Here is a 22,308-nt window from a genome sequence, read left to right as displayed (position 1 = left end):
GAAATTAAGCTTTAATAATGATAAGAATTGGCTTTTTTGTATTTTAGCCAGCTAGAAAATAAATATTACTAACATAAAACAAACACAAGGTGAAAAGAACATTTCTTTCATTATTTGCAGCGAGTGTTTTACTAAGCTCATGCAATTGCGACAAGTGTGATAAAACTGAGACAAATGGAAATCCATTTTTCTCAGAATATAACACACCACATCAAACAGCTCCGTTTGATCAGATTAAATTTGAACATTACAAGCCAGCTTTTCTTGAGGGTATGAAGCAAGAGCAAGCTGAAGTTTTGGCTATTGCGAACAGCACTGAGGAGCCTACTTTTGCAAACACAATTGAAGCTTTTGAAAAGACAGGAGAATTATTGTCTAAAGTGAGTAATGTTTTTTATGCACAAAAAGCTTTTAACAACAACGATTCCATTGCAAAATTGGCAAAGGAATTATCACCTTTAGAGACTAAGCATAGTGCTGATATCAGTCTTAACGAAAACTTGTTTAAAAGAATTAAAACGGTTTACGACAAAAAAGACGATTTGAAGCTTTCTGTTGAGCAGAACACTTTATTAGAAAAAATGTACCAGAGATTTGTGCGCAGTGGTGCAAATCTTGATGCTGACCAAAAAGCAAAATTGCGTGTTATTGATGAGAAGTTATCGATGTTAACCATGCAGTTTGGCGATAACGTATTGGCTGAAACCAATGCTTTTGAATTGGTTATTGACAATAAAGACGACTTGGCAGGTTTACCTGAGTCAGTTATTGGTGCAGCTGCTGAAAAGGCCACAGCTGCAGGTAAAGAAGGCAAATGGATGTTTGGTTTGGATAAGCCATCTATGCTTCCTTTCCTACAGTACTCTGATAAGCGTGACTTGAGAGAGAAATTGTACATGGGGTATGTAAACCGTGGTAACAACAACAACGAGTTCGATAACAAAAAGATTGCACAAGAAATTGCGAACTTAAGAATCGAAAGAGCAAAGTTGTTCGGATTTAAAAACCATGCAGCTTACGTACTTGACAAGAATATGGCTAAGACTCCTGAGAAAGCGATGGAGTTATTGAACAAACTTTGGGATGCTGCTTTGCCAAACGCTAAAAAAGAAGCAATTGAGTTACAGAAAATGATTGATAAAGAAGGTGGCAAGTTTAAGTTGGCTTCTTGGGACTGGTGGTACTATTCTGACAAAGTGAAGAAAGCGAAATATGCTTTGGATGAGGAAGAATTGCGTCCTTATTTCGAGATCAACAACGTGCGTGATGGTGCTTTTGCCTTGGCTACAAAGCTTTGGGGTATCAAGTTTGTTGAGCGTAACGATATTGCTAAATTCCACGAAGAGTGTCAAACTTGGGAGCTACAGGAAGCTGATGGAACACATATTGGTATCTTCTACCTGGACTATCATCCACGTGCTTCTAAGCGTCCAGGTGCTTGGATGGACTCGTTCCGTAAGCAATCAGGTTTGGGAACTGATAAGGAGATTACTCCAATTATCATGAATATTTGCAACTTCACCAAGCCTGTAGGTGACGGACCAGCTTTGATTAGTCCTGATGAGGTTGAGACTTTATTCCACGAGTTTGGTCATGCACTTCACGGATTCTTATCTAAGTGTCGTTACAACACATTGTCTGGTACTTCTGTATCACGTGACTTTGTTGAGCTACCATCTCAGGTGATGGAAAACTGGTGTTTCGAGCCAGAAATGTTAGCAATTTATGCAAAACATTATAAAACAGGTGAGGTGATTCCAACTGAATTGGTTGAGAAGATTCAGGCTGCTGGTAAATTCAATCAGGGATTTGCTACAGTTGAGTACCTTGCAGCTTCCTTGCTTGATATGAAATACCATACTTTAACTGAGCCATTAACTGAAGATGTCATGACTTTTGAGAAGAATTACCTTGAAGGTATGGGATTGATTCCTGAGATCTATTCAAGATACCGTTCTACTTATTTTAACCATATATTCTCCGATCCTGTAGGTTACTCTGCAGGTTACTATGCTTACATTTGGGCTGGAGTACTTGATTCTGATGCTTTCCAGGCATTTAAGGAAACATCATTATTCGATCAGGCTACTGCAAAAGCATTCCGTGACAATGTATTATCTAAAGGTGGAACAGAAGATCCAATGGTACTTTACAAGCGCTTTAGAGGTGCTGAGCCAAGTATTGAGCCTTTATTGAAAAAGAGAGGCTTGAAATAAGCCTATCTACATAAATTTGAACAATCCGATTCACGCAAGTGGGTCGGATTTTTTTGTTTTTGAGTAAGCTTAATTATGAGTATTAAAGAAATATTAGCAGTAGTAGTGTTTTGTTTGTATATTAAACAGATAGAGAAATAACTTAGACCTAGGATTCAATTGGTTTTCAAGTTTCGTTAATATGACAAATAAATTATGAAAATAAGAGTGTCTTTTCTGTACTTTATTATTTTGTCTAATCTTGCTATGGGACAAAATATTCTACCAACTCCTATGCATTTAGAACGTTTAAATTCAGATTTCGTATTTGGGAAAGAAGTTCGGGTAGGATATGATAAAGGGTGTTTAGAAACGGCTCAATATCTTGTTACGAAGTTAAATAAATATGTGAAAATAAGACTCAATGAATCGAACAGTGGTGATATTATTCTATCTAAAAATAACACCTATGAAAAATTGGGTGAAGAAGGCTATCATTTAAGAGTTTCACAATCTCAAATTGATATAAATTCGGTAAGTGAAACGGGGCTTTTTTATGGAATTCAGACTTTTCTTCAGTTATTGCCCATAGAAATTCAGGCTGATAAAATGTTTGATTTGAATGGATTTGTAATAAAAGGAATAGAAATAACTGATCGACCTAAATATGTTTGGCGTGCTTTTATGCTTGATTCTGGTAGACAATATCAGAGACCTGATTTTATAAAGAGCTATCTTGAATATCTGGCGATGTTGAAGATGAATGTTTTTCATTGGCATTTGACTGAAGGACAAGGTTGGCGAATTGAAATAAAAAAATATCCTAAACTAGCTAAAATAGGTTCGAAGGTTGCTTTTGGGAAAGAGCAACAAGGTAATTATACTCAGGAAGAAATAAAGGATATAGTAGCTTTTGCCAGCAAACTGCATATAACGGTAGTCCCTGAAATTGATATCCCAGGTCATTCCGAAGCAGCTTTGATTGCCTATCCTAAATTGTCTTGTTTTAATAAAATACCCGAATCTGTAATGAGTTTTTCACCAAATCTCTTTTGTGGAGGAAGAGAGGATACCTATCAGTTTCTCCAGGATATACTTGATGAGGTTTGTGAATTATTCCCTTCAAAATATATTCATTTGGGTGGTGATGAGGCACCTAAAGATAATTGGGATAAATGTCCCGATTGTAGATTTAAGGTTAAGACTGAAAAGCTGAGAAATTCACATGATCTCCAGTTGTATTTCTCTTCTAGATTGGCAAATTACTTAAAGAAGAAAGGGCGCAAGGCAATCTTTTGGGGAGATATTTTACATCGTAAAGGAATGAACCTTCCTGATAATGTTGTTATTCAGTGGTGGAACTGGAATAGTCATAAGGATAAAGCATTAAAAAATGCAATTGAAAGGGGGCATCAGGTTATTTGTAATACGAATTGCTGTAGTTATTTAAACTATACGCTAACGCCCTGGACCAAATATAAAAAGAAAGTCACTTTTGATTTGAGAGATACTTATGAAGGAAACCCAAGCGATTTAAGAAATCCCAACGAATTGGTTTTAGGAATGAGTTGTTGTTTGTGGGCAGATCGTGGTGTGCAAGAGTATATGATTGATAGGCGTGTATTTCCCCGAATATTTTCTTTATCTGAGCAAATGTGGTATAGTGGGGAGAGGTTAAAATTCGATGAATTTTATTCAAAAGTTAGGGCAAAATATCCATTGTTGAGAGAGCTGAACATTGATTATGGTCCAGCTCTCAAAGAAGAAGTGCCACTTGGTTATAAGTGGGATTAGTCTATTATAGAGTGTTATTTTTTTACATAAATAATTTGTCCTGTGAAATCACTCAATAATGTCTGGATGGATACTTTTGCAACTTCTTTAGATTTTAACAAACTACCTTCGGGTTCGATACCAAAGTTTTTAATTCGCATAGGAGTTTGTGTTCTTTCGGGATTAATACAGTTAACTTTAATATCAAAGTTTTTCCATTCTTCGGCAATGGCTTGTGTGAAGTTTACTACAGCCGCTTTTGTTGAAGAGTAGATACTATATGATGAGCGTCCTCTTGTGTATGAGCTTGATGTAAATAACAAAAGTTGGCCTTGTGTCTGTTTAAGGTATTTGAAACTCTCAGTAGCTACATTTATCATGCCTATATAGTTAACTTGAGTTATTTCTTGTATGCTCTCAGGATCAAGGTTCATAAGAGGTTCCTTATTAAGAATCGCTGCCGTATTTATAACGAAATCAATTTTGCCATTTTTATCGTAAACAGACTTAAGAGCCTTGCTAACTGCCTTTTTATCTTTGACATTGACATTGTTATGCGTTCGACTAAATGCGTATACTTTTGCTCCAATCTCATTGAATATATTTACAATATCCTTCCCAATACCATAACTACCTCCAAAAACGACAATCACTTTTGATTTTAAAGTCTCTTTTTGATTTTGTAATAATTCCTGAGTATTTAAATCCAAATGTTTTAATTGGAATAGCTTATCTGCAATAAATAAGTCAAGTTCATATGTTACCTTGATATTACTTTGTGATCCTTCGACTACATAAACTTTTTCCTGTGGTAAATATTTTAATACAACACCACAATCATCTGTTGACGTAAATGCAGGGTCTTGCGCTGCCAACTTGTATGCATTCCGGATAGTTGATAGTTTAAACGCTTGAGGTGTTTGTCCTTGTCGCAGTTTAGAGCGCCTAGGGATATTTGTAATAAAGTTAGCTTCGTCAACCTCAATAATAGTGTCTGTAGCTGGTATAGCAACATCAACTGCGTTGTATTTTTCCATTGCGGATATGACCTTATCTATAATTGAAAGACTGACAAATGGTCTTACAGCATCATGAAAAATAAGATTAAAATGATCAGAATTTGGCTCATGTTCATAGGCTCGAATTGCTGCCAAACTAGAGTCTGATCTTTCTTTTCCTCCCTGTAGAATTTTTTTTACTTTTTTATATTGATTTTTGATTACAATATCTTCAATTTGCTGAACATACATAGGATTTATAACTATAGCGATCTCATTGATTTGTTCAGATTTTTCGAAAATATCGATACTGTGTTCAATAATCGTTTTTCCCGCTATTTTAATAAACTGTTTTGGTAATTCTCCTCCCAAACGATTTCCATTTCCCCCAGCTAACAGAACACAAATGTTTGTCATTTTGTTTTTATTTATGTGCATGTAAAATGCATTTTATTAAAGTTGATAAAATAATACCTTCCCAATAAATACAACTTAACTGTACAGAGCTGATTCTTGTTCAAGTATATTTACCATACGGACTGATACTTTTCCATCTACAGGGCCAATAATTTCGTAAGTGCATTCTGCTCTACGAGCTTTATATCTCTCGGGATTTTGTATTTCAGTGTCAACGACTTTTTTTAGATCTTTGTATTTATTTACGTTTTCGCCAATATTCCGAAATTGGTCCATAGAACTTTCCATCCTTTTTTTCAATTTATGTTTTCCAAACAAACGATAGCTTAAACGAAGTTTAATAAATCGATTTAAGATAACAGGTTTGTCTAATGCCGCGAATTCAAAAACAACCGAAGATTCATCAGAAATAAGAATATCAGATATCGCATAAAATGGAGAGATATTATAATCTTCAAATTCTGCAAAATATACATTGGAATATTTTTTCCATTTATTCAGTTTTTTTCTTTGAGCCTTATATCTTTTTCGTAGATATGTGTAGTGATGAGCTTTAACAATAATGTTATAATCAGAAAACTCTTCCGGAAATTTATTGCCCATGTTTTCTATAGAACTTGGATAGAAAGTTGGAGCATACAGGATGGTCTTTTTTTTAGGGTCTAAACCATATTCTTTTTTGAGATTGATAATTTCTTTTTCAGTTAATGCTAGAACAGAATCAAGTTTTGAAAACCCAACATTGTTTAATAATGTTTTGCTTTGAGGATATAATTCTTTGAGTTTTTTTAATCTAAACTCGCCTTCTACAAATCGAATGTCATATATGTTTTTATCTTCAGAAAAATTGCCAGTTTTTGTGCCAATACCATGGGCGATAAAGACTGACTTCTTATATGAAATATCTGTCGAAGGCAAAGAATTCCCACTTATAAGATATTCTATTTCGGTATTTTCAAGACCTTTAGTACCTATTTGATAAGGAATACTTTCTTTTTTGCAGATATTTATAATATCCTCATTTTGATTGAAAATATCTCTCTTTGCGCTTTCTTTAAAGACGAAGAGATATTTCAAATTTCTTTTCTGGAGCTCATTTGCTACCGGAAGAAATTGTGGTAGGTAATAAATTTGTTCTGTATAAAAGACTGCAAATATCTTAGTAGTTGGCATATAAAGAGGTATAGTGAAGTTTTAAAACAAATAAAAGTTGATAATAAATATTGCTATTCTAATTGCTTTGAGCTTAGTCAGATAAACGATTAGGTTCTAATCGATAGTTTCACCTTTCTGTAATCTCCAGCATTTAAGATATCTCCAATAGACTTCAAGTGCTTTCATTTTGGCAATTATAAACCCTTGACGGCCATCTAAGAACCCTAAGTTTAATAAGTAATGGAATATAAATCGGTAAGTAGGTTTAATAGCCAAATGAAATGGCGTTATTTTAACCTGTTTGTCAAATAATTGTTTAGCCTTTATTGTCGAATATTGATCTGTTTTTCTAAACATAACAGTTACACCTTTGTAAGTGTTGTGAATCAGATAAACATTTTTTAAAACAATTTCCTGGGTTTCGGTGATGTCAGGAAGTTCATGTACCGCATTTTTGTATTTAAAATGATTGAAATTATATAAGAAATGAACAGGTTTACCTCCCCAGTTACTGTGTTTAATCAATCGGCCCATAAACATATTTTTAAGGGCTGTTTTATATACAATTTGTCTGGAGCAATCATCCTGATTAAGAATATCGTATATCTTTTGTTTTAAACTTGGTGTAATGATTTCATCAGAATCAATTCTCATGACCCAATTATTGGAAACTTTAGATAAAGCAATATTTCGTTGATCTGAAAAATCCTTAAACTTATTGTAATATATTTTGTCGGTGTATCTCGATACAATTTCGATTGTTTTATCGGTACTATAACTGTCTATAACAATAATTTCATCAATAAAATCAAGAGATTTAAGTGTTTCTTCAATATTCGACTCTTCGTTATAACAAATTATAGTTGCCGATATAGGCAACTTTTCACCAAATTTGTAGTTCTTGCGATTCATTTATATTATATCTATTGATTTTGTTCTAAGCTTGTTGTTTAATTAAATCCGAAAAATATTGTATTGTTTTAATTAAACCTTCTTCCAATTGAATTTTAGGTTCCCAGTTGTTCAGTTTTTCTTTTGCTAAGCTGATATCAGGTTGACGTTGCATCGGGTCGTCCATAGGTAATTCTTTGTGAATAATCTTAGATTTTGATTCAGTCAGTTCAATGACTTTTTGAGCCAATTCGAGTATCGTAAACTCATTGGGGTTACCAATATTAACAGGTCCAATAAAATCGCTGGGTGAATTCATCATCCTGATTGCCCCCTCAATTAAGTCATCGACATATTGGAAACTTCTGCTTTGAGAACCATCACCATATATGGTAATATCTTTATCTTTTAAAGCCTGCATGATGAAATTAGAGACAACACGACCATCGTTAGGATGCATGTTTGGACCATAGGTGTTGAAAATCCGCATGATTTTTATATCTACCTGATTTTGTTTGTGGTAATCCATAAACAAAGTTTCGGCGCAACGTTTACCTTCATCATAGCAGGAACGAATACCAATAGGGTTCACATTACCCCAATAATCTTCTGTCTGTGGGTGAATTTCAGGATCACCATAGATTTCACTTGTTGATGCTTGTAAGACACGAGCTTTTATGCGTTTGGCTAAACCCAGCATATTTATAGCACCCATAACCGAAGTTTTGGTTGTTTTAATGGGGTTGTATTGGTAATGAACCGGTGAAGCTGGGCAAGCTAAATTATAGATCTGATCCACTTCTGCAAAGTAAGGCTGAATAACATCGTGACGTACCAGTTCAAAATAGGGATGAGAAATAAGGTGTTCGATGTTACGCTTGTTACCTGTGAAATAGTTGTCGAGACAGATTACATCATTGCCTTCTTTTATAAGGCGATCACATAGGTGAGATCCAATAAAACCAGCACCTCCGGTAACAAGTATACGTTTCATGTGTCTATATTTTTATTTTGAAATAAAGGTTGCCTGCTCAATCTCAAGCGTTAAGAAGTTGAGTGGCTGTCCGATTTCATCTGTTAAAATTTCATTATTTGTATTAGAAGCAATTGCCTGTTTAATTATAACGCAGTTCAATTTACGAATATAAGGATTCTCTACAGTTTGATTTTGCCATATTTTTTGTAAACCTTCCATTTACGCAGAATCGAGAGTTTTCTTTTTTCGGGAACGCCATTTTGGTTGACCCATTGTTTGACTGCCTCAACCATTCTTTGTGCTGACTTACCGTCTCTTAAAGGATGATAGTTTTCGATAATCCATTTCCTATCTGCTTGATTGATATCCGAATTCAGTACAGATTCAACTGTTTTACACAGAAGATGAGGAGCCTCAATATTCGTCCATTTTATGTTATCCGATGTAGACTTAAATGTGATAACTGGCTTATCCAGAAGCAAAAATTCGTAAACAACCGAAGAGGTGTCACTAATCATTAGATCAGAAAGAATCAGATATTTACTAATATTGGGATCATCAACAATTATAAGGTTCTGATAAGATTTGGCAATTTCATTATACTTGGCTTTCACATCCTTATTCGTGAGGTCGTGAAATTTGATTTGAATCAGATAATCAGGATTTTTTGCTAATTCGATTATTTGGTCAGATATAAGTTCTGCTGATGTTAAACTAGGCGAAAAAGTTGGAGCATAAAGGATAATTTGTTTTGCTTGATGCTTTTCCAGAAGGTTTAATTTCTCTGTATCAAAGTTATCTTTTTGAAGAAAAAGAGCGTCTAATTTTGACCAACCTGTTTCAATCACATCGAAATCTCCGTGTTTAGCTGCCAATTCATTAAAACGATTTGTAAAATATGGTCCCTGAGTCAAATACAAGTCAAAATAGTTTCTAATTCTAAAGTGTCCTTTTTTCTCACCGGCTAAGCCGTGAAATATCTGAGTTTTAACACCTCTTAAATAATGAGGAACAACATTCCCGGGCACAAAAATAGCATCACTTTTAAAATCAGATATTTCTTGTAAAGATGATGTGTAAGAGGTATCATCTTTAAAAGGGAAATGTTCTACGATCTCCGGATCGACATACCATAAGATATCTTCTTTCAAACGAATTAATTCGTTATGAATAGGACGTAAGATACCAAATGAATAGGGTCTTTTGCAAAAGAGAACAGTTTTCATATTTTAAATGTTTGAGCCATTAATTAAACTCTGTTTGGGATATAAGTACTTTTCTGAAGATAGAATTTCAAACTATTATCTACTTCTTTTTAAAGAAACTCTTAAATTTCTTCTTCCTTAGTTTTTTAGCCTTGTGAATTCTGTCGAAATTAATAATTTGTTTTTCGATATAATCTTTGTCCATATTGCTTAGTTGGGCATATTTGTTGGCAATAATCTTAAGGAATTCTTCTTCAGCCCATAATTGGGAGAAATTTTTCAGTTTATCTATAGTTGTAAGTTGCTTAAATTTTAATCTGTTAATATCAACGATTGAAAACTGATTTTCTTTATCAGATTGTTTTATAAGAATATTACCGGGAGAATAATCTTGATGTAAAACCCCCTTTTGGTGATTATTAAAAGTGAATTGGGTAAAGTCTTCTAAAAGAGAATTCTGATAAGGAATTTTTCCAGTCGTTAGTTCTCTGATTGTAAAATCATATTCAAATTGCAATGAAATATAATAGCTGTGATATATAAGACCGTTTTTGTAGCAGATTATAGAGGCTACTGGCTCGGGTGTGCTGATGCTTAATTCCTGAAGTTTAATAGCATACCTAAAAGAGTTCTCAGCTTTTGATTTTCTAAAGTAGGTATAAGCTATTTTATTAATTAGATGAGGAATTTTAAAGGATTTTACATTAAGCTTCAGGCCTTCTGTTTCAATTATTTTAATCTCATTCCGCCCTTTGTATATGGATGTTCCAAGTTTATCGAAATTCTCAGGAAGCCTTTCCAGAAAGTTCTTTAAATGTTTGTATTTTGGACTAATGTCTATTCGCATAATGTAATGATGTCAGGCTGTTTTTAATCTGATCCGTAAAATTACAAATAATTTAAGGCCTATTGGTTTCTATTTCTTTAACAAATTTGAAATAATACCTGTTCTGGATAGTTTAAGCATAAATCCTAAGTTGTTTTTGTAAATATCTCCTGTATCATAAGCGATACTTGCTTGAATATCGAAAGGTATTTTGTTTTGGGGAAGGGAGAGTTCTAACAAGAAGTGTTTTTGATATTCTTGCGGATCAACTGTATATTTTCTTAAAATCACCCACTCTTCTACAGGTTTATTTCGATCTTCAACAACTGGATAAACTTGACCATAGTTTTTGTACATGGTTGCCTTAAATAAATATTTTAAGCCCTGATATTGTCCTGACAGACCAACATTAAAGGCTTTAATTGTTGTATTTGCAAAGCTAATGCTGTTGTCGGGTTTGATAGTTGTGGGAGAAATCAAAGGAATACCAACCCCTCTCTGATAGTTAGACCATCCTGATCGGTAAAGACTATGGTTAAAATAACTGTCGAATCCAATAACATTCAGAGTGGGGGTTATTTCAACACTACCTTGATCCAGGCTAGAGTAATATTCCAATAGGAATGCATTGATGATTTTAACCTTGTGCAATTGTAGGTGTAATCCGTAATAAATATCCCTAACATTGTAAATTTTTCTAACTTCTCCACTTTTGTCTTCAAACATATTTTTCATGAAGAAAGTCAAGTTGAATTGGTTGGATTTATAATTCAGTTTGGCTTGATTTTGCCCGACATGATTTCCTAAGGAATTATCAGCTTCAATATTACTGGTCCCCCCATCTTTAGAAGTCAATAAATCACCATTTTTAGCTACAAAAACTTTAGCAAAGGTTTTAAAACCTCCTTGTAATTTACCGTAAGTGGGAGATGTTCCTGCCCATTGTGCATAATGATCAATACCAACTTCCAGTGATAATCCTTTGTCTTTACCAAAACGAAGGAAGAAGTTCTTGTGATGTAAGTTGACATGATTGACATATCTGTCGTCAATTAGCCATCCGTTAGACAGAACTGCCTTTGTTGCAACCCAACCTTTTGTAAAAGGAACATTAAGATATTCTGTTGTACCGATTTCAATTTTAGGATAGGGACGTGCATTTCCTGACATGATCAGATTTCCATTGGTAAAGGATAACCCATCTAATTCTAGTTCAGGATTTTTTGCACCAACAAATAATTGAATTTTATTCCTTTTGACAGCCAAATAGTACTGATTGATTAAAGCATATTGGGAATATGTACTACTAAATGCAGCATCTAAACCCGCTGTCCAGTCATAGCCAGTTTTTTTTGTATAATCTTTATTTAACCCAAGATAAATTTGTTCACCATTTTTGTTTGGGGCTATCCCATGCTGATTTGAGACAAGCCAAAATGGAAGTGACGATTTACTTGATAAAGCTACAGAGGTCCCTACTTCGTAGTTTAATTCCTTTTTTTGAGAAAAGGAAGAAATCGAAACAAACAATAAGGCACAAATGATTAGACTTGTGCGGATTTTAATTTTATTTAGAATCATTTGTTAAATGTTTTGCAAAAGCTTTTGTAATTCTCTTTATCGACTCACCACCAATTTTGTTGTAGGGGATCAAATCTGGCGCAATAAATTCGTAATCTGAGATATCGTCTTTTGCGTGTATATGGTTAAATGAATTTAATTGACAAATATAAGCTAAATCCAATGTAAATACAGATAAACCGCCGAAAACATATTCGTTTGGTGATGACATAAAGTATCTGAATTGATCGATATCAAGATTTAGTTCTTCTTTAATTTCTCTAACTAAAGCCTGTTCAGCTGTTTCCATGATATCAACAAAACCACCAGGCAAATCGAGCATGCCTTTGTGAGGATTGATGGCACGTTTGGTAAAAAGAATTTCCCCTTTATCGTTGATGATTAAAGCAGCGACTGCCGCAGCCGAATTGATGTATAAATGAAATTGGCATTTATCACATAAAAAGGATTGATCCTCTTTAAAATAAAATTCACTACTGCCGCATTTTGGGCAATAGTGAATGGTGTTTTTTGGTAATGTTGACGTCATACCATTTATTATTGTTTTAATATTTGTTTCTGAGCTAAGTATTCAGAAGAATAGAACTTGTTAGAGTTCAATAACCATTTTCAGGATTTTTTCCAGTTCCTCCGCATCAACTTCATTAAATGAATTGAATTCACGTGAATCAACATCGAAAACACCGATGATATTTCCATCTTTGTCTTTCAGAGGTAAAACAATTTCAGAGTTTGTTGCTGAATCGCAGGCAATATGACCAGGAAAGTCGTGTACATCGGGTACTATGATTGTTTCTTTTTGATTGATTGCTGCCCAACAAACCCCTTTGTCTTTAGCTAATTTTTGACAGGCTACCGGACCTTGATAGGAATGAACCAGAAGTTCTCCATCTACAAGCAGGTAAATCCCTGTCCACGAATAATATTTGATTTTGTGGTGCAGAATGGCTTCTACTGTTGCCAGTCTTGACATCATGTTTTCAGTCGATTTGAATAAGCCTTTTAGTTGCTCGTTTAATCGTTGGTAGCGTGCTCTTTTACTCTTATTTAATTTGTCCATATGACTTTTTTTAGTTGAATATGCGAATCTAAGCAATGATCCCATTAATCACAACTTGATAGCTATCTAGTTTCCAGATTTTGGAAAGTGAAAAATTGTGTCTCACCCGCTTTCACAGTAAAATTCAATTCCTGGTGGGAATTTCCATTAATCCCACTTTTAAGATTCAGCTTCAGTTTGTGTTTGCCAGGGTTTAATCTGATTCGGGTATAATAAATGCTGTGAGGAAGTGTTTGCCAGTTGCGGGTGTCAGCTTTTTCGGTCAAAGCGTTGGCAATACTGAGTAGGGTTCCCATTGTTTTGTCTTTGCTTCGGGTATATTCCTCAAGTGCCTTTTTTGTTGCCAGCCTTATAATAGAATTTGCCAACTCTCGTACCATACGATCTTTTAGACATTTGAAAGCAATCGAATTGATATCCTCAGCTTTTTCAAGCTTAAAATGAGTTAGACTGTCCAATTCGATGGACCCTTGATTGAATAAAGGAATTCGTTCCCGATATTTTGGAAATGCTATTCTGATGAAATCGAGATTATTTAATGCAGAGCGCTCATTGTTACTAAAATTGCTTGTGTTGAAAGGGAAGCTGACTCCTTCTTCGTTGTTGGCAAGTGTTAGTATGCCGCCAGCACCTCGATTGGCAGCAAAATTAATACTCCACTCATCCTTCACAGGCCCAAGTCCGTTCATCCAAATAAAGATAATTTCACCTGCATCGTTTTTGTCAGAATTGTAAGTCATGCCAAATTCTTTGCTGTAAAAATTATATTCTTGCTCAAAGCCAATGCGCTTGGACGTTCTTAAAATGTCTTCCTTTAATTGTTCAGGAGGTATGGTTCCAAAGTTTTCGGTATAATTTTCTTTGTAAATAGTATAAGCATTTCGATAGGCGATAAAAGCATTGTTGTAGTCTTTGGAAGCTTCATAAATCATCCCCATTAGGTTATGAGCAAAGGCATCATCGCTGTATCTGTTTTTATGATTTTTAGGGTATTTGTCGTTAAGGGTATAAAGTTTTTCGTTGACACGGCGGCATTCTATAAGTGCTTCTTCTTTTTTGCCTTGCTGGAGATATGCAATGGCTTTGTAATAGTTAATCAGAACATTTTCAAAATCCTCAGGAATATAGGGTTTCACACTGGGATTGGTAAGGTAAGCCAAGGCTTCTGATCCCAGATTTTTTCTCTGATCTTCAATGAATAAATCGGCCTCATTAAAAAAAGAATTTGCCGATACGTAGTCTTGTTGCATCCAGGCAAGGGTTCCTTTGTTTACAAGGTACAGAACCCGGTTTCGATGGGCTTGTAATTTTGTGTTCGCATCCAGATGCTTATTGGCGCTTTGCATATCACCACTGGCAAAACTTTTATTGAAGGCTTCGTTTTGTTGGTAATATGTCGCACATCCTGATAATAGAAGTGGAGCCAGTACAATGAGAAAAAATCGAAATAGTTTTTGTTTTGGAAGCATCATACTACGAGGATGGTTGAACATTTGACTTTGGAATTGCAGCCAAGAAATTAAATACCTGCAGGACAGATTGCCCTGCAAGTATTTTTATTTAGTTTTCCGTTGATTCGTTAGAATAATTTTAAGATCAACCGATTTATAAACCTTTTCTATCGGTTTACATATTTCTTTATTTTCTTGTCACCCATCCAAACAAGTTCGCTGGTCTCAATGTTTGTTAATTCAAGATTTAACTGGTAATAACGTACTTTTTCTTTCTTATGGCTATCGATAATCGAATTGATATCACCTTGAAGAATAAAGTCGGCACCTAGTTCCTGTCCCCATTTTTTAATGGTTTCTTTTGAGGCGAAATCTTGTTGATCAGCTCTTTCCTGACGAAGATCTTCACGTTTTGAACCTGCCTGAACCAAACGTACGCGACCATCATTCAGAATTGATTTCTCAATATCCTTGATGTAAGTGTCTGCTTCGATATGCTCTGAGCTTTTATTATAGATTAAGCCAACAATGACAACAGGTTTTCTGTTGAATTCTTTCTCGAAATCAGCAATCCAATTCTGGCTTAAAACTTGTTGAGTTAGAGACTGGGCAGCCAGCTGAGAATCTGTATCATTCCAACGACCACTTAAGTCGATTTGTTGATCAGGTGAAACTCTTGTAATTTGACGTGAACAAGATGCGCTGGCAACTAAAACCAATGCAAAAACTAATAAACGAAATGAATGAGTCATAATCTGTGTTTTAATTTACTCTAATAGATTGTTATTTTCAAGATACTCATATTTAATGAGGACTTGGTATGTTACAGGATGTAATCTTTATGATGACAATCAATTTGTGTGCCACACTTACTTTACCTGACTAACTAATTTTTCAAGTTTTGCGTAATGTTTATCACTTACTGGAGTCATCGGTAATCTAAAGTTGTTTTCAATCAGATTATTGATGTTTAAAATGGCTTTGATGCCTGCCGGATTGCCTTCAGTGAATAAGTTTTGAATAATTTCGAATAATTTAAAGTGTAAGGTTTTAGCATCTTCAATTTTATTATCGAGGGCTGCATTAACCATATTGCTAAATTCCTTTGGAAAAGCATTTGCAATCACAGATATAACGCCTTCAGCTCCTAAACAAATCATAGGGAAAGTTAGTGCATCGTCCCCTGAAATAACAGCGAAATCATTGGGTTTATTATTAATGATTGCCATAATTTGCTCCATATTTCCTGAAGCTTCTTTTATTGCAACGATATTTTTAAAATCATTGGCCAAACGAAGCGTTGTTTCTGCTGAAATATTAATTGATGTTCGACCTGGAACATTGTATAAAATGACAGGAACAGGGCTTGCCTCAGAAATCATTTTATAGTGTTGATATAAGCCTTCCTGACTGGGTTTGTTATAATATGGCGCAACAGAAAGAATACCAGAAATCTCTTTATAGGCATGAAAATTTTTGATGCCTTCAACAACTTCATATGTGTTATTGCCGCCCATGCCAATAACCAGAGGAACTCTTTTGTTGTTGATTTTAATAATGTGATCAATTACAGCCTTTTTTTCATCTTTATTAAGCGTTGCGGCTTCACCTGTTGTTCCCATTACAACAAGGTAGTTTATTCCATTATTAATTTGAAAATCGACTAAGTTTGTAAGCGAGTTAAAATCGATACTTCCGTTTGTGAAGAAAGGAGTGATGATTGCAACTCCTGTTCCTGTAAATTGATGTGACATGATATTTTAGTTTTTCTTAATTTCTGAAAGATAATTGATACTGTCCTGAATTAGGTTTTGTATGCTTGATTGTTCTTTTAGTTCAATCATAAAGTCCAAATGTTCTTTATTACTTGCATTTGCGCCTACTTTAAATGCAGATTTCGATAGAGAAACGATGTATTGAACAGGTAATTCTTCTGATTGTGTCAGAACAAATAAAATATCGAATTTTTGTTTAAAGAATTCAGATATCTCATGTGTTTGAGGAATGCCTTTCCAGTTACTATCCTGATCTGAGAAATAAATAAAATCTAAAGTGTTTAGTGGTCTTTGTGGTATATCATCACCTGTATACCAACCCGCTGCATTGACTTGATAGCCTTGGCTTTTTAAATCTTTATAAAAATCACTGACAATTTTATTATTTTCTTTTTGATTTGTATCGAAAAGAATACCAATATGACGAGCACTTTTCATGTTGTGAAATTCTACACGTCTATGTTGTTTTTTTAACTGATTGTTTAGAATCTTTCGGGCAATATTTTCAGCTGTTTTTTTGAAAATGCTCATATCTAGTTAAGTAATCTTTATTAAAATAAATATAATTTGTTAGATTTTAAACTTAAAAGAAAGTCTATTTGTATGAAAATCAGGCACAATATAATGATTTTTTCGGGCTTGTTGGAGCAAAAAAAAGCCTTTGTTAAAGGCTTTTTTTTAGTTCAATTGTAAATCAGGGAGCTAAGCGTTGAAATTTCCATTTATTATCTTCCCGAAAATATTCAATCCTATCGTTTAAGCGACTTTCACGTCCTTGCCAAAATTCAAATTTTTCAGGAATGAGTTGATAACCGCCCCAAAAATCCGGACGCTGAAAATCATCTCCAAATTTTGATTTGAAACTTTCAATGGCCGTTTCTAACTCAGCTCTGTTCTTTAAAATCGTTGACTGGGGAGATACTGCTGCAGCTCTTCGGCTTCCTACAGGACGCTCCATAAAATACCGATCGGAATGTTCGGGCGGTAATTGTTTAATCTGACCTTCTATCCGAATTTGTTTTTCTAATTGTGGCCAAAAAAAGACCATTGCCGCATAAGGGTTTTGTTTGAGTTCTTTTCCTTTTCGACTGTTGTAGTTGGTGAAAAAACAGTAGCCTTCTTCTGAATAATCTTTAAGCAAAAGTATTCTGGCACTCGGCTTCCCTTCTGAATTAGCGGTTGCCAAAGTCATTGCATTGGCATCGGGTAGATTGGCATCAAGAGCCAGTTTAAACCAAGCATCAAATAGAACAAAAGGATTGGGATCTATATCCTGTTCGTTGAGTTGCTTTAGTGTGTATTCGTGTCGTCTTTTTTGAATATCTTTTTGCATGGAAAATTGTTTCTAGGGTTGCATGAGTATATTGGGCTCTATGCTTAAACCAGTGTAATTGATGTAGTACTGACCATCTTTTTCCGGAAAAGCCATTTCGGCTTCATTCTCAGTATTGGCATTGGCTACACCAACATGAGCAAAGAGAATTTTCGCCTGATGTGTATCGGCATGTGTGATGATCTCTTCGGCTGCCATTGAACTTAGTGAACCCAAATCGGGATAGGTGCTTGTTTTCACAACAATAAAATACATGTCGTCATCTTTTCGGGCGATAATTTGAGGGTTTTTCTCAAATTCAATGTTCACCGAAAGGACTTCAAATTCATCTTTGATATGCTTGTATACCCATTTAATACCCAGCTCGTGCAATTCTTCTCCGCTAAGTCTTTTTCCTTTTTGGCTCATAATTAAATTTTGATTTTATTCTGCGAATATCTCTTTTATCGATACTAATTCCAAATAGCTGGGTGATAAAACTACAAATCTTCTACAATATCATTTAAAAATTGATTGAGTGGATATAAGGCTTCAAAAGCTTCCTGTATCGCAAGAGGAAATTTATCTGAGTTTACAATCTCATCAGATACAGATTTACTGACAGCATAATGTTTGTAATTTAGCAGTTGAATGTGTTCGAAATCTTTTGGATAGCCACGAGGTGCTGTTTTTAGCTTTTCGCCATATAATTCGGGAAAATGGTTTACGAACTTTGGATTTTCAACAATAGCTTTGAATTCTTCAGGATGATGAAAAATTTCGTCTCGAATGGCTTTCAATGTTTTTGATTCGGGCATATAGCATCCTCCTCCCAAAAAACATTGTTCGGGTTCGATGTGGATATAATAACCTCCGTATCTCGATTTGCGTCCGCTAGGAGCTATAAAAGCACCAAAGTTGGTTTTGTAGGGGCGTTTATCATTTGAAAATCGAACATCGCGGAAGATTCTGAAAATACAATCTTTAGCATTAAGCCCTGCTACAGAAGGATCTATGCTTTTAATTTGCTGAATGCAAAGCTCGGTGAAGAGTTCAAAATCTTTTTTTGCCTGATTATATTGTACTTTATTGGCAAGAAACCAATCGCGATTATTATTTTCTCTTAAATCAAGCAAGTATTGATAAATGGAATTTGGAAGCATGGGCGGTTTTGTCTTTTTGAAATTATATTTAAATTGAGTTTCAAAATACGATTAATGCTGAAGATAATCAAAGATTGATCTGAAATATTGGATGAGAAGCTGAACAGTGAATGTATTATTTTTTGATAAGGAATTTAGGAAACCCGTTTCCTTTGTTAATTTTGCAAGACTTTAATTATTTTGAATCAGTGAGTCGCTGAGTTGAGATGATCTTATACAGACGATAAAAAACAACAAAGATATGATTATAGGTATTATAGGGGCTATGGAAATTGAAGTGACCAGGCTTCGTGATGAATTGAAAAATAGAGAAGAGATTAGTAAAGCAGGGTTTACCTTTTATAAAGGACAGATTCATGGCGTAGACATTGTTTTGTTGCAATCCGGAATTGGGAAGGTAAATGCCGGAATTGGAGCCGCAGTTTTGATTGACAATTTCACCCCTGATTTTATAATCAACACGGGCTGTGCCGGTGGTTTTATCTCTGATTTAAAAGTGGGGGATATCGTCATTTCCAAAGAAGCGATTCATCATGATTTTGATTGTACGGTGTTTGGTTACAAACACGGACAGGTTCCGGGGATGCCACCAAGTTTTATTGCCGATAGTCAGTTGATCGAATTAGCCGATAAATCGATTCATAAATTAACAGACTTAAGAACAAAGTGCGGAACCATTGTAACGGGTGATCAGTTTATGAATAATCCTGAGGCAACAAAAAGAATTAAAGAGCTTATTCCGGAAGCTGATGCGGTTGAAATGGAGGGAGCTGCCATTGCTCAGGCATGTTACCGTTTTAATGTTCCATTTGTTGTTATCCGTTCTATTTCGGATATTGCAGGTCAGGAGAATGCTGTTCAGTATGAGGAGTTTGTCGAAACAGCAGCCGTTAATTCGGGTAATATGGTCATGGAAATGATTCAGGAATTGGGACAGGCCTAAGCAGAGTAAAAGTTATTTGAGCTCATTAGTATATTTTAATTGATGCTACTTAAAAATTGAATAAAATGAAAAAAATAGACAGTTTTGCAGTTGATCACGATAGATTGAAGCGAGGCATTTATGTCTCTCGAAAAGATAAGGTTGGCAATGAGGTATTAACCAGTTTTGATATCCGAACTAAGTTGCCTAATCAGGAGCCTGCCATGGAGATTGAAGCTATGCATACCATGGAACACCTGTGTGCAACATTCTTAAGAAACCATGATGAATGGGCTAAAAAAACCATTTATTTCGGACCGATGGGGTGTCGTACAGGTTTTTATATGATATTTCATGGCGATTTGATTTCGGAGGATGTGGTTGATGTGATTAAAGAGATGTTTCAATTCATGTCCGATTTCAATGAAAAAATCCCAGGGGCTGATAAAATTGAATGTGGCAACTATAAAAGTCATGATTTAGAAGGTGCAAGAGAAGAAGCAAAGAAATTTAACGATGAGGTTTTAGATCATCTCACTGAGGAAAATTTAAATTATCCTCAATAAAAAAAAGCTACCTAAATGGTAGCTTTTTTTTTTGTATTATTTTTTTCTTATCGATTCATCTCTTCGGTAGGAAGTTCGATATCCTGATGCTCCTTAATTATGGGTTCAAATTTGTATGATTTAATCTTAAAATCAGGTGCGTAATTAATAACATGAAGTCCTTTGTTTTCGAAACCTCCCCAGGCATTTACACTTTCAATTGCATAGTTTGATTGTATCAGTTCAACGTCTTTAATTTCGTTAAGGTGATCGAAAAACCGATGCCCAAATCTTTTGATTGCAGTTGAAAAGTACAGGGTAAAATCATATGCTCTGAAAGAATAATCATTGGGTTCGCAGCTGAATTCATATCTGAAACGATCGATGAACTTATTGACTTTTTCCGATTCATAATCGATGAAGTAGGGGGAAAGAATCAGAGTGTTTAGTTCAAACAGATTACTGGGATCCATACTGCTGTAACGTTGCCACGAAGGGAAACCGATCAGTTGTATTGGATAAGATTTTACAAGGATTTTCAAATTGGTTAAGAAACTTTCAACAACAGCAGGCTTTGATGAAGGTATCACAATAATGTTTTCCTGGGTTTTACTCAAGAGGTGTTCCAAGCCTAAATTGCCATAGTCTTCAAATGAAAGTTTACTATAATGAAGGTTCGGGTATTGCCAGTATTTCCCATTTTCAAACAATTGTTGTTCGATATCACGAACCAATTTATACTCTTCTAATTCCTTATAGTTGTTACTGTGAACAATGACAATGTTTTTGTTTTCCTTATCTGCCATTAGGTGATTGAAAATATTATCACATAAGGATTCAGTAGAGGTATTCAGTTGAAATACAAATGGATTGTTGTGCAACTGTGTATTTTTTGACGATAGGGGTGAAATAATCGGAATTTGATTTTCCTGAGCGTATTCAGCCACAAGATCAAATGTGTTGGAGTATACCGGACCTAAAATTAAATCGAATTTTAGAGGTCCTAAGTTATCCAAAGTTTGACGAACTTTCGCTTGATCCTTTTCTGTATCGAATACATGCAAATTGATATCCAAGCCTTGTTTTTTTAAATCTTCAACAGCTAATAAAACACCTTGATACAAGCGGATAAAGTCTCGTGATTTAGGATAGACAGTTTCAGGTTCCTTGCGAGTCATTATCTTAAGGGTGTCCTGATAGGTAATTTCCCAGTTTAAAGAATCATTAAGAGCTGCATAAAGGGGTAGAAACAGAGCGATATCAATTTTAGATTGTACCGTTGTGTCAATTGAGTATTCTTTAAATATTTGGTTGTAGTCAGTTGTTTGTCTGATGCCATCTACTGATGTAACATCAATATCATCAGTAGGAGTAAGCTGTTTCGTATCTTTAGGAAGATTTACAATAGTACCCGATGCAATATTTCTAAATGATTTGATCTGGGGATTTAATTTGCGAAAGACTCTTTTTTTTATGCCGAATTTAAGAAGAATGTCTTCCTCTGAGTCGCTAGCTTTTACTTTATATGTATTTTCCTTTTCCTTGTCGATTTGAGTATTAGCTTGTTTTTGAATTTTAAGAACAGTGCCAACGGCTAGTTTGTTGTTTTTACCAATTTCAGGATTGTTTGCCTTAATTTTTTCGACCGTCTGATTAAATTTTTTTGCCAGAGAATAAAGTGTGTCTCCTTTTTGAATGACATAGTAGAAATAATCTGAAACTTTTTTCTTTTGAAGAGCAGTAGATGTTTGCTTATGAGTGGATTGAGCAACTGGTATTCTAAGGATTTCATTTAAATCCAGATTGTGACTTTTCTTACGATTGATATTCATGACTTCCTCAATGCTAACACCGTAGGCTTTGCAGATAGAAAACAGGGTTTGTTTTTCGCGTACAATGTGCAGGTAGTAAAATTTTCCTGCCACTACAACTTTTTCGTTTGAACGAATAATATCATTAGCTTGTGAATAAGCATCGACAGTAGCCCCGGAAAGGAGTAAAAGAATGATAAGTTTTTGGATGAAATATCTCATTAACTAATTATTTTTCAGGGTTTTGGTGTT

General features: G+C 34.8%; 22 protein-coding genes. 4 read left to right on the top strand and 18 right to left on the bottom strand.

Annotation, left to right across the window (positions count from 1 at the left end):
• The first annotated feature begins 89 nt into the window (after positions 1-89).
• Positions 90-2,216 carry a M3 family metallopeptidase gene (locus EO244_RS09330; protein ID WP_129254403.1) on the top strand — a complete coding sequence of 709 codons (2,127 nt, stop codon included), beginning with the start codon at positions 90-92 and terminating at the stop codon, positions 2,214-2,216.
• A gap of 195 nt (positions 2,217-2,411) precedes the next feature.
• Entirely contained in the window at positions 2,412-3,989 is a 1,578-nt protein-coding gene (locus EO244_RS09325) for a beta-N-acetylhexosaminidase (RefSeq protein WP_129254402.1), read from the top strand.
• Between the two features lie 14 nt (positions 3,990-4,003).
• Here the strand turns inward: EO244_RS09325 and EO244_RS09320 are convergent, their stop codons facing one another.
• From EO244_RS09320 to EO244_RS09245, 17 genes are all read right to left on the bottom strand, one after another.
• The gene (locus EO244_RS09320; protein WP_241687966.1) at positions 4,004-5,404 is read right to left on the bottom strand and encodes a bifunctional cytidylyltransferase/SDR family oxidoreductase; all 1,401 of its coding nucleotides are present in this window, start codon (positions 5,402-5,404) and stop codon (positions 4,004-4,006) included.
• Between the two features lie 54 nt (positions 5,405-5,458).
• The gene (locus EO244_RS09315) at positions 5,459-6,556 is read right to left on the bottom strand and encodes a CDP-glycerol glycerophosphotransferase family protein (RefSeq protein ID WP_129254401.1); all 1,098 of its coding nucleotides are present in this window, start codon (positions 6,554-6,556) and stop codon (positions 5,459-5,461) included.
• 96 nt (positions 6,557-6,652) lie between these two features.
• Positions 6,653-7,450, bottom strand: coding sequence for a glycosyltransferase family 2 protein (locus EO244_RS09310; protein WP_129254400.1), 798 nt, complete (start codon positions 7,448-7,450; stop codon positions 6,653-6,655).
• Between the two features lie 25 nt (positions 7,451-7,475).
• Positions 7,476-8,423, bottom strand: coding sequence for a UDP-glucuronic acid decarboxylase family protein (locus tag EO244_RS09305; RefSeq protein ID WP_129254399.1), 948 nt, complete (start codon positions 8,421-8,423; stop codon positions 7,476-7,478).
• A 12-nt stretch (positions 8,424-8,435) separates the two neighbouring features.
• A complete protein-coding gene (locus tag EO244_RS16925) occupies positions 8,436-8,624 on the bottom strand; it encodes a hypothetical protein (RefSeq protein ID WP_164977453.1) in 189 nt (62 codons plus the stop codon).
• The gene (locus EO244_RS09300; RefSeq protein WP_129254398.1) at positions 8,585-9,631 is read right to left on the bottom strand and encodes a CDP-glycerol glycerophosphotransferase family protein; all 1,047 of its coding nucleotides are present in this window, start codon (positions 9,629-9,631) and stop codon (positions 8,585-8,587) included. The genes EO244_RS16925 and EO244_RS09300 overlap by 40 nt, the downstream gene beginning before the upstream one ends.
• A gap of 79 nt (positions 9,632-9,710) precedes the next feature.
• Positions 9,711-10,457, bottom strand: coding sequence for a lipopolysaccharide kinase InaA family protein (locus EO244_RS09295; protein ID WP_129254397.1), 747 nt, complete (start codon positions 10,455-10,457; stop codon positions 9,711-9,713).
• Between the two features lie 69 nt (positions 10,458-10,526).
• Positions 10,527-12,017, bottom strand: a complete 1,491-nt coding sequence (locus EO244_RS09290) for a capsule assembly Wzi family protein (protein WP_129254396.1) — start codon at positions 12,015-12,017, stop codon at positions 10,527-10,529.
• A complete protein-coding gene (locus EO244_RS09285) occupies positions 12,004-12,546 on the bottom strand; it encodes an NUDIX hydrolase (protein ID WP_129254395.1) in 543 nt (180 codons plus the stop codon). The genes EO244_RS09290 and EO244_RS09285 overlap by 14 nt, the downstream gene beginning before the upstream one ends.
• A gap of 60 nt (positions 12,547-12,606) precedes the next feature.
• Positions 12,607-13,077 carry a GAF domain-containing protein gene (locus EO244_RS09280; RefSeq protein WP_129254394.1) on the bottom strand — a complete coding sequence of 157 codons (471 nt, stop codon included), beginning with the start codon at positions 13,075-13,077 and terminating at the stop codon, positions 12,607-12,609.
• 62 nt (positions 13,078-13,139) lie between these two features.
• Positions 13,140-14,549, bottom strand: coding sequence for a COG3014 family protein (locus EO244_RS09275; RefSeq protein ID WP_129254393.1), 1,410 nt, complete (start codon positions 14,547-14,549; stop codon positions 13,140-13,142).
• A gap of 146 nt (positions 14,550-14,695) precedes the next feature.
• Positions 14,696-15,280 carry a penicillin-binding protein activator LpoB gene (locus EO244_RS09270; RefSeq protein ID WP_129254392.1) on the bottom strand — a complete coding sequence of 195 codons (585 nt, stop codon included), beginning with the start codon at positions 15,278-15,280 and terminating at the stop codon, positions 14,696-14,698.
• A 117-nt stretch (positions 15,281-15,397) separates the two neighbouring features.
• Positions 15,398-16,282, bottom strand: coding sequence for a 4-hydroxy-tetrahydrodipicolinate synthase (gene dapA / locus EO244_RS09265; RefSeq protein ID WP_129254391.1), 885 nt, complete (start codon positions 16,280-16,282; stop codon positions 15,398-15,400).
• A 6-nt stretch (positions 16,283-16,288) separates the two neighbouring features.
• The gene (locus tag EO244_RS09260; protein WP_129254390.1) at positions 16,289-16,834 is read right to left on the bottom strand and encodes a DUF6913 domain-containing protein; all 546 of its coding nucleotides are present in this window, start codon (positions 16,832-16,834) and stop codon (positions 16,289-16,291) included.
• 163 nt (positions 16,835-16,997) lie between these two features.
• Complete coding sequence (pdxH, locus tag EO244_RS09255; RefSeq protein WP_129254389.1) at positions 16,998-17,636, bottom strand: pyridoxamine 5'-phosphate oxidase; 639 nt, start codon at positions 17,634-17,636, stop codon at positions 16,998-17,000.
• Positions 17,637-17,648: 12 nt separating this feature from the next.
• On the bottom strand, positions 17,649-18,044 hold the full coding sequence (locus EO244_RS09250; RefSeq protein WP_129254388.1) for a hypothetical protein: 396 nt from the start codon (positions 18,042-18,044) through the stop codon (positions 17,649-17,651).
• A 71-nt stretch (positions 18,045-18,115) separates the two neighbouring features.
• Positions 18,116-18,778, bottom strand: coding sequence for a DUF2461 domain-containing protein (locus EO244_RS09245; protein WP_129254387.1), 663 nt, complete (start codon positions 18,776-18,778; stop codon positions 18,116-18,118).
• A gap of 241 nt (positions 18,779-19,019) precedes the next feature.
• On the opposite strand from EO244_RS09245, the gene EO244_RS09240 reads away from it, so the two are divergent.
• The gene (locus EO244_RS09240) at positions 19,020-19,721 is read left to right on the top strand and encodes a 5'-methylthioadenosine/adenosylhomocysteine nucleosidase (protein ID WP_129254386.1); all 702 of its coding nucleotides are present in this window, start codon (positions 19,020-19,022) and stop codon (positions 19,719-19,721) included.
• 65 nt (positions 19,722-19,786) lie between these two features.
• Entirely contained in the window at positions 19,787-20,266 is a 480-nt protein-coding gene (locus EO244_RS09235) for an S-ribosylhomocysteine lyase (protein WP_129254385.1), read from the top strand.
• Positions 20,267-20,313: 47 nt separating this feature from the next.
• Here EO244_RS09235 and EO244_RS09230 read toward each other — a convergent pair whose 3' ends face one another.
• On the bottom strand, positions 20,314-22,278 hold the full coding sequence (locus EO244_RS09230) for a PBP1 and LysM peptidoglycan-binding domain-containing protein (protein ID WP_129254384.1): 1,965 nt from the start codon (positions 22,276-22,278) through the stop codon (positions 20,314-20,316).
• Positions 22,279-22,308: the final 30 nt, after the last annotated feature.

Origin of the sequence: Ancylomarina salipaludis (genome assembly GCF_004122035.1) — a bacterium.
GTDB lineage: Bacteria > Bacteroidota > Bacteroidia > Bacteroidales > Marinifilaceae > Ancylomarina > Ancylomarina salipaludis.
Note: the sequence above shows the minus strand (reverse complement) of the source record. Positions and strands in the feature narration are given on the sequence as shown.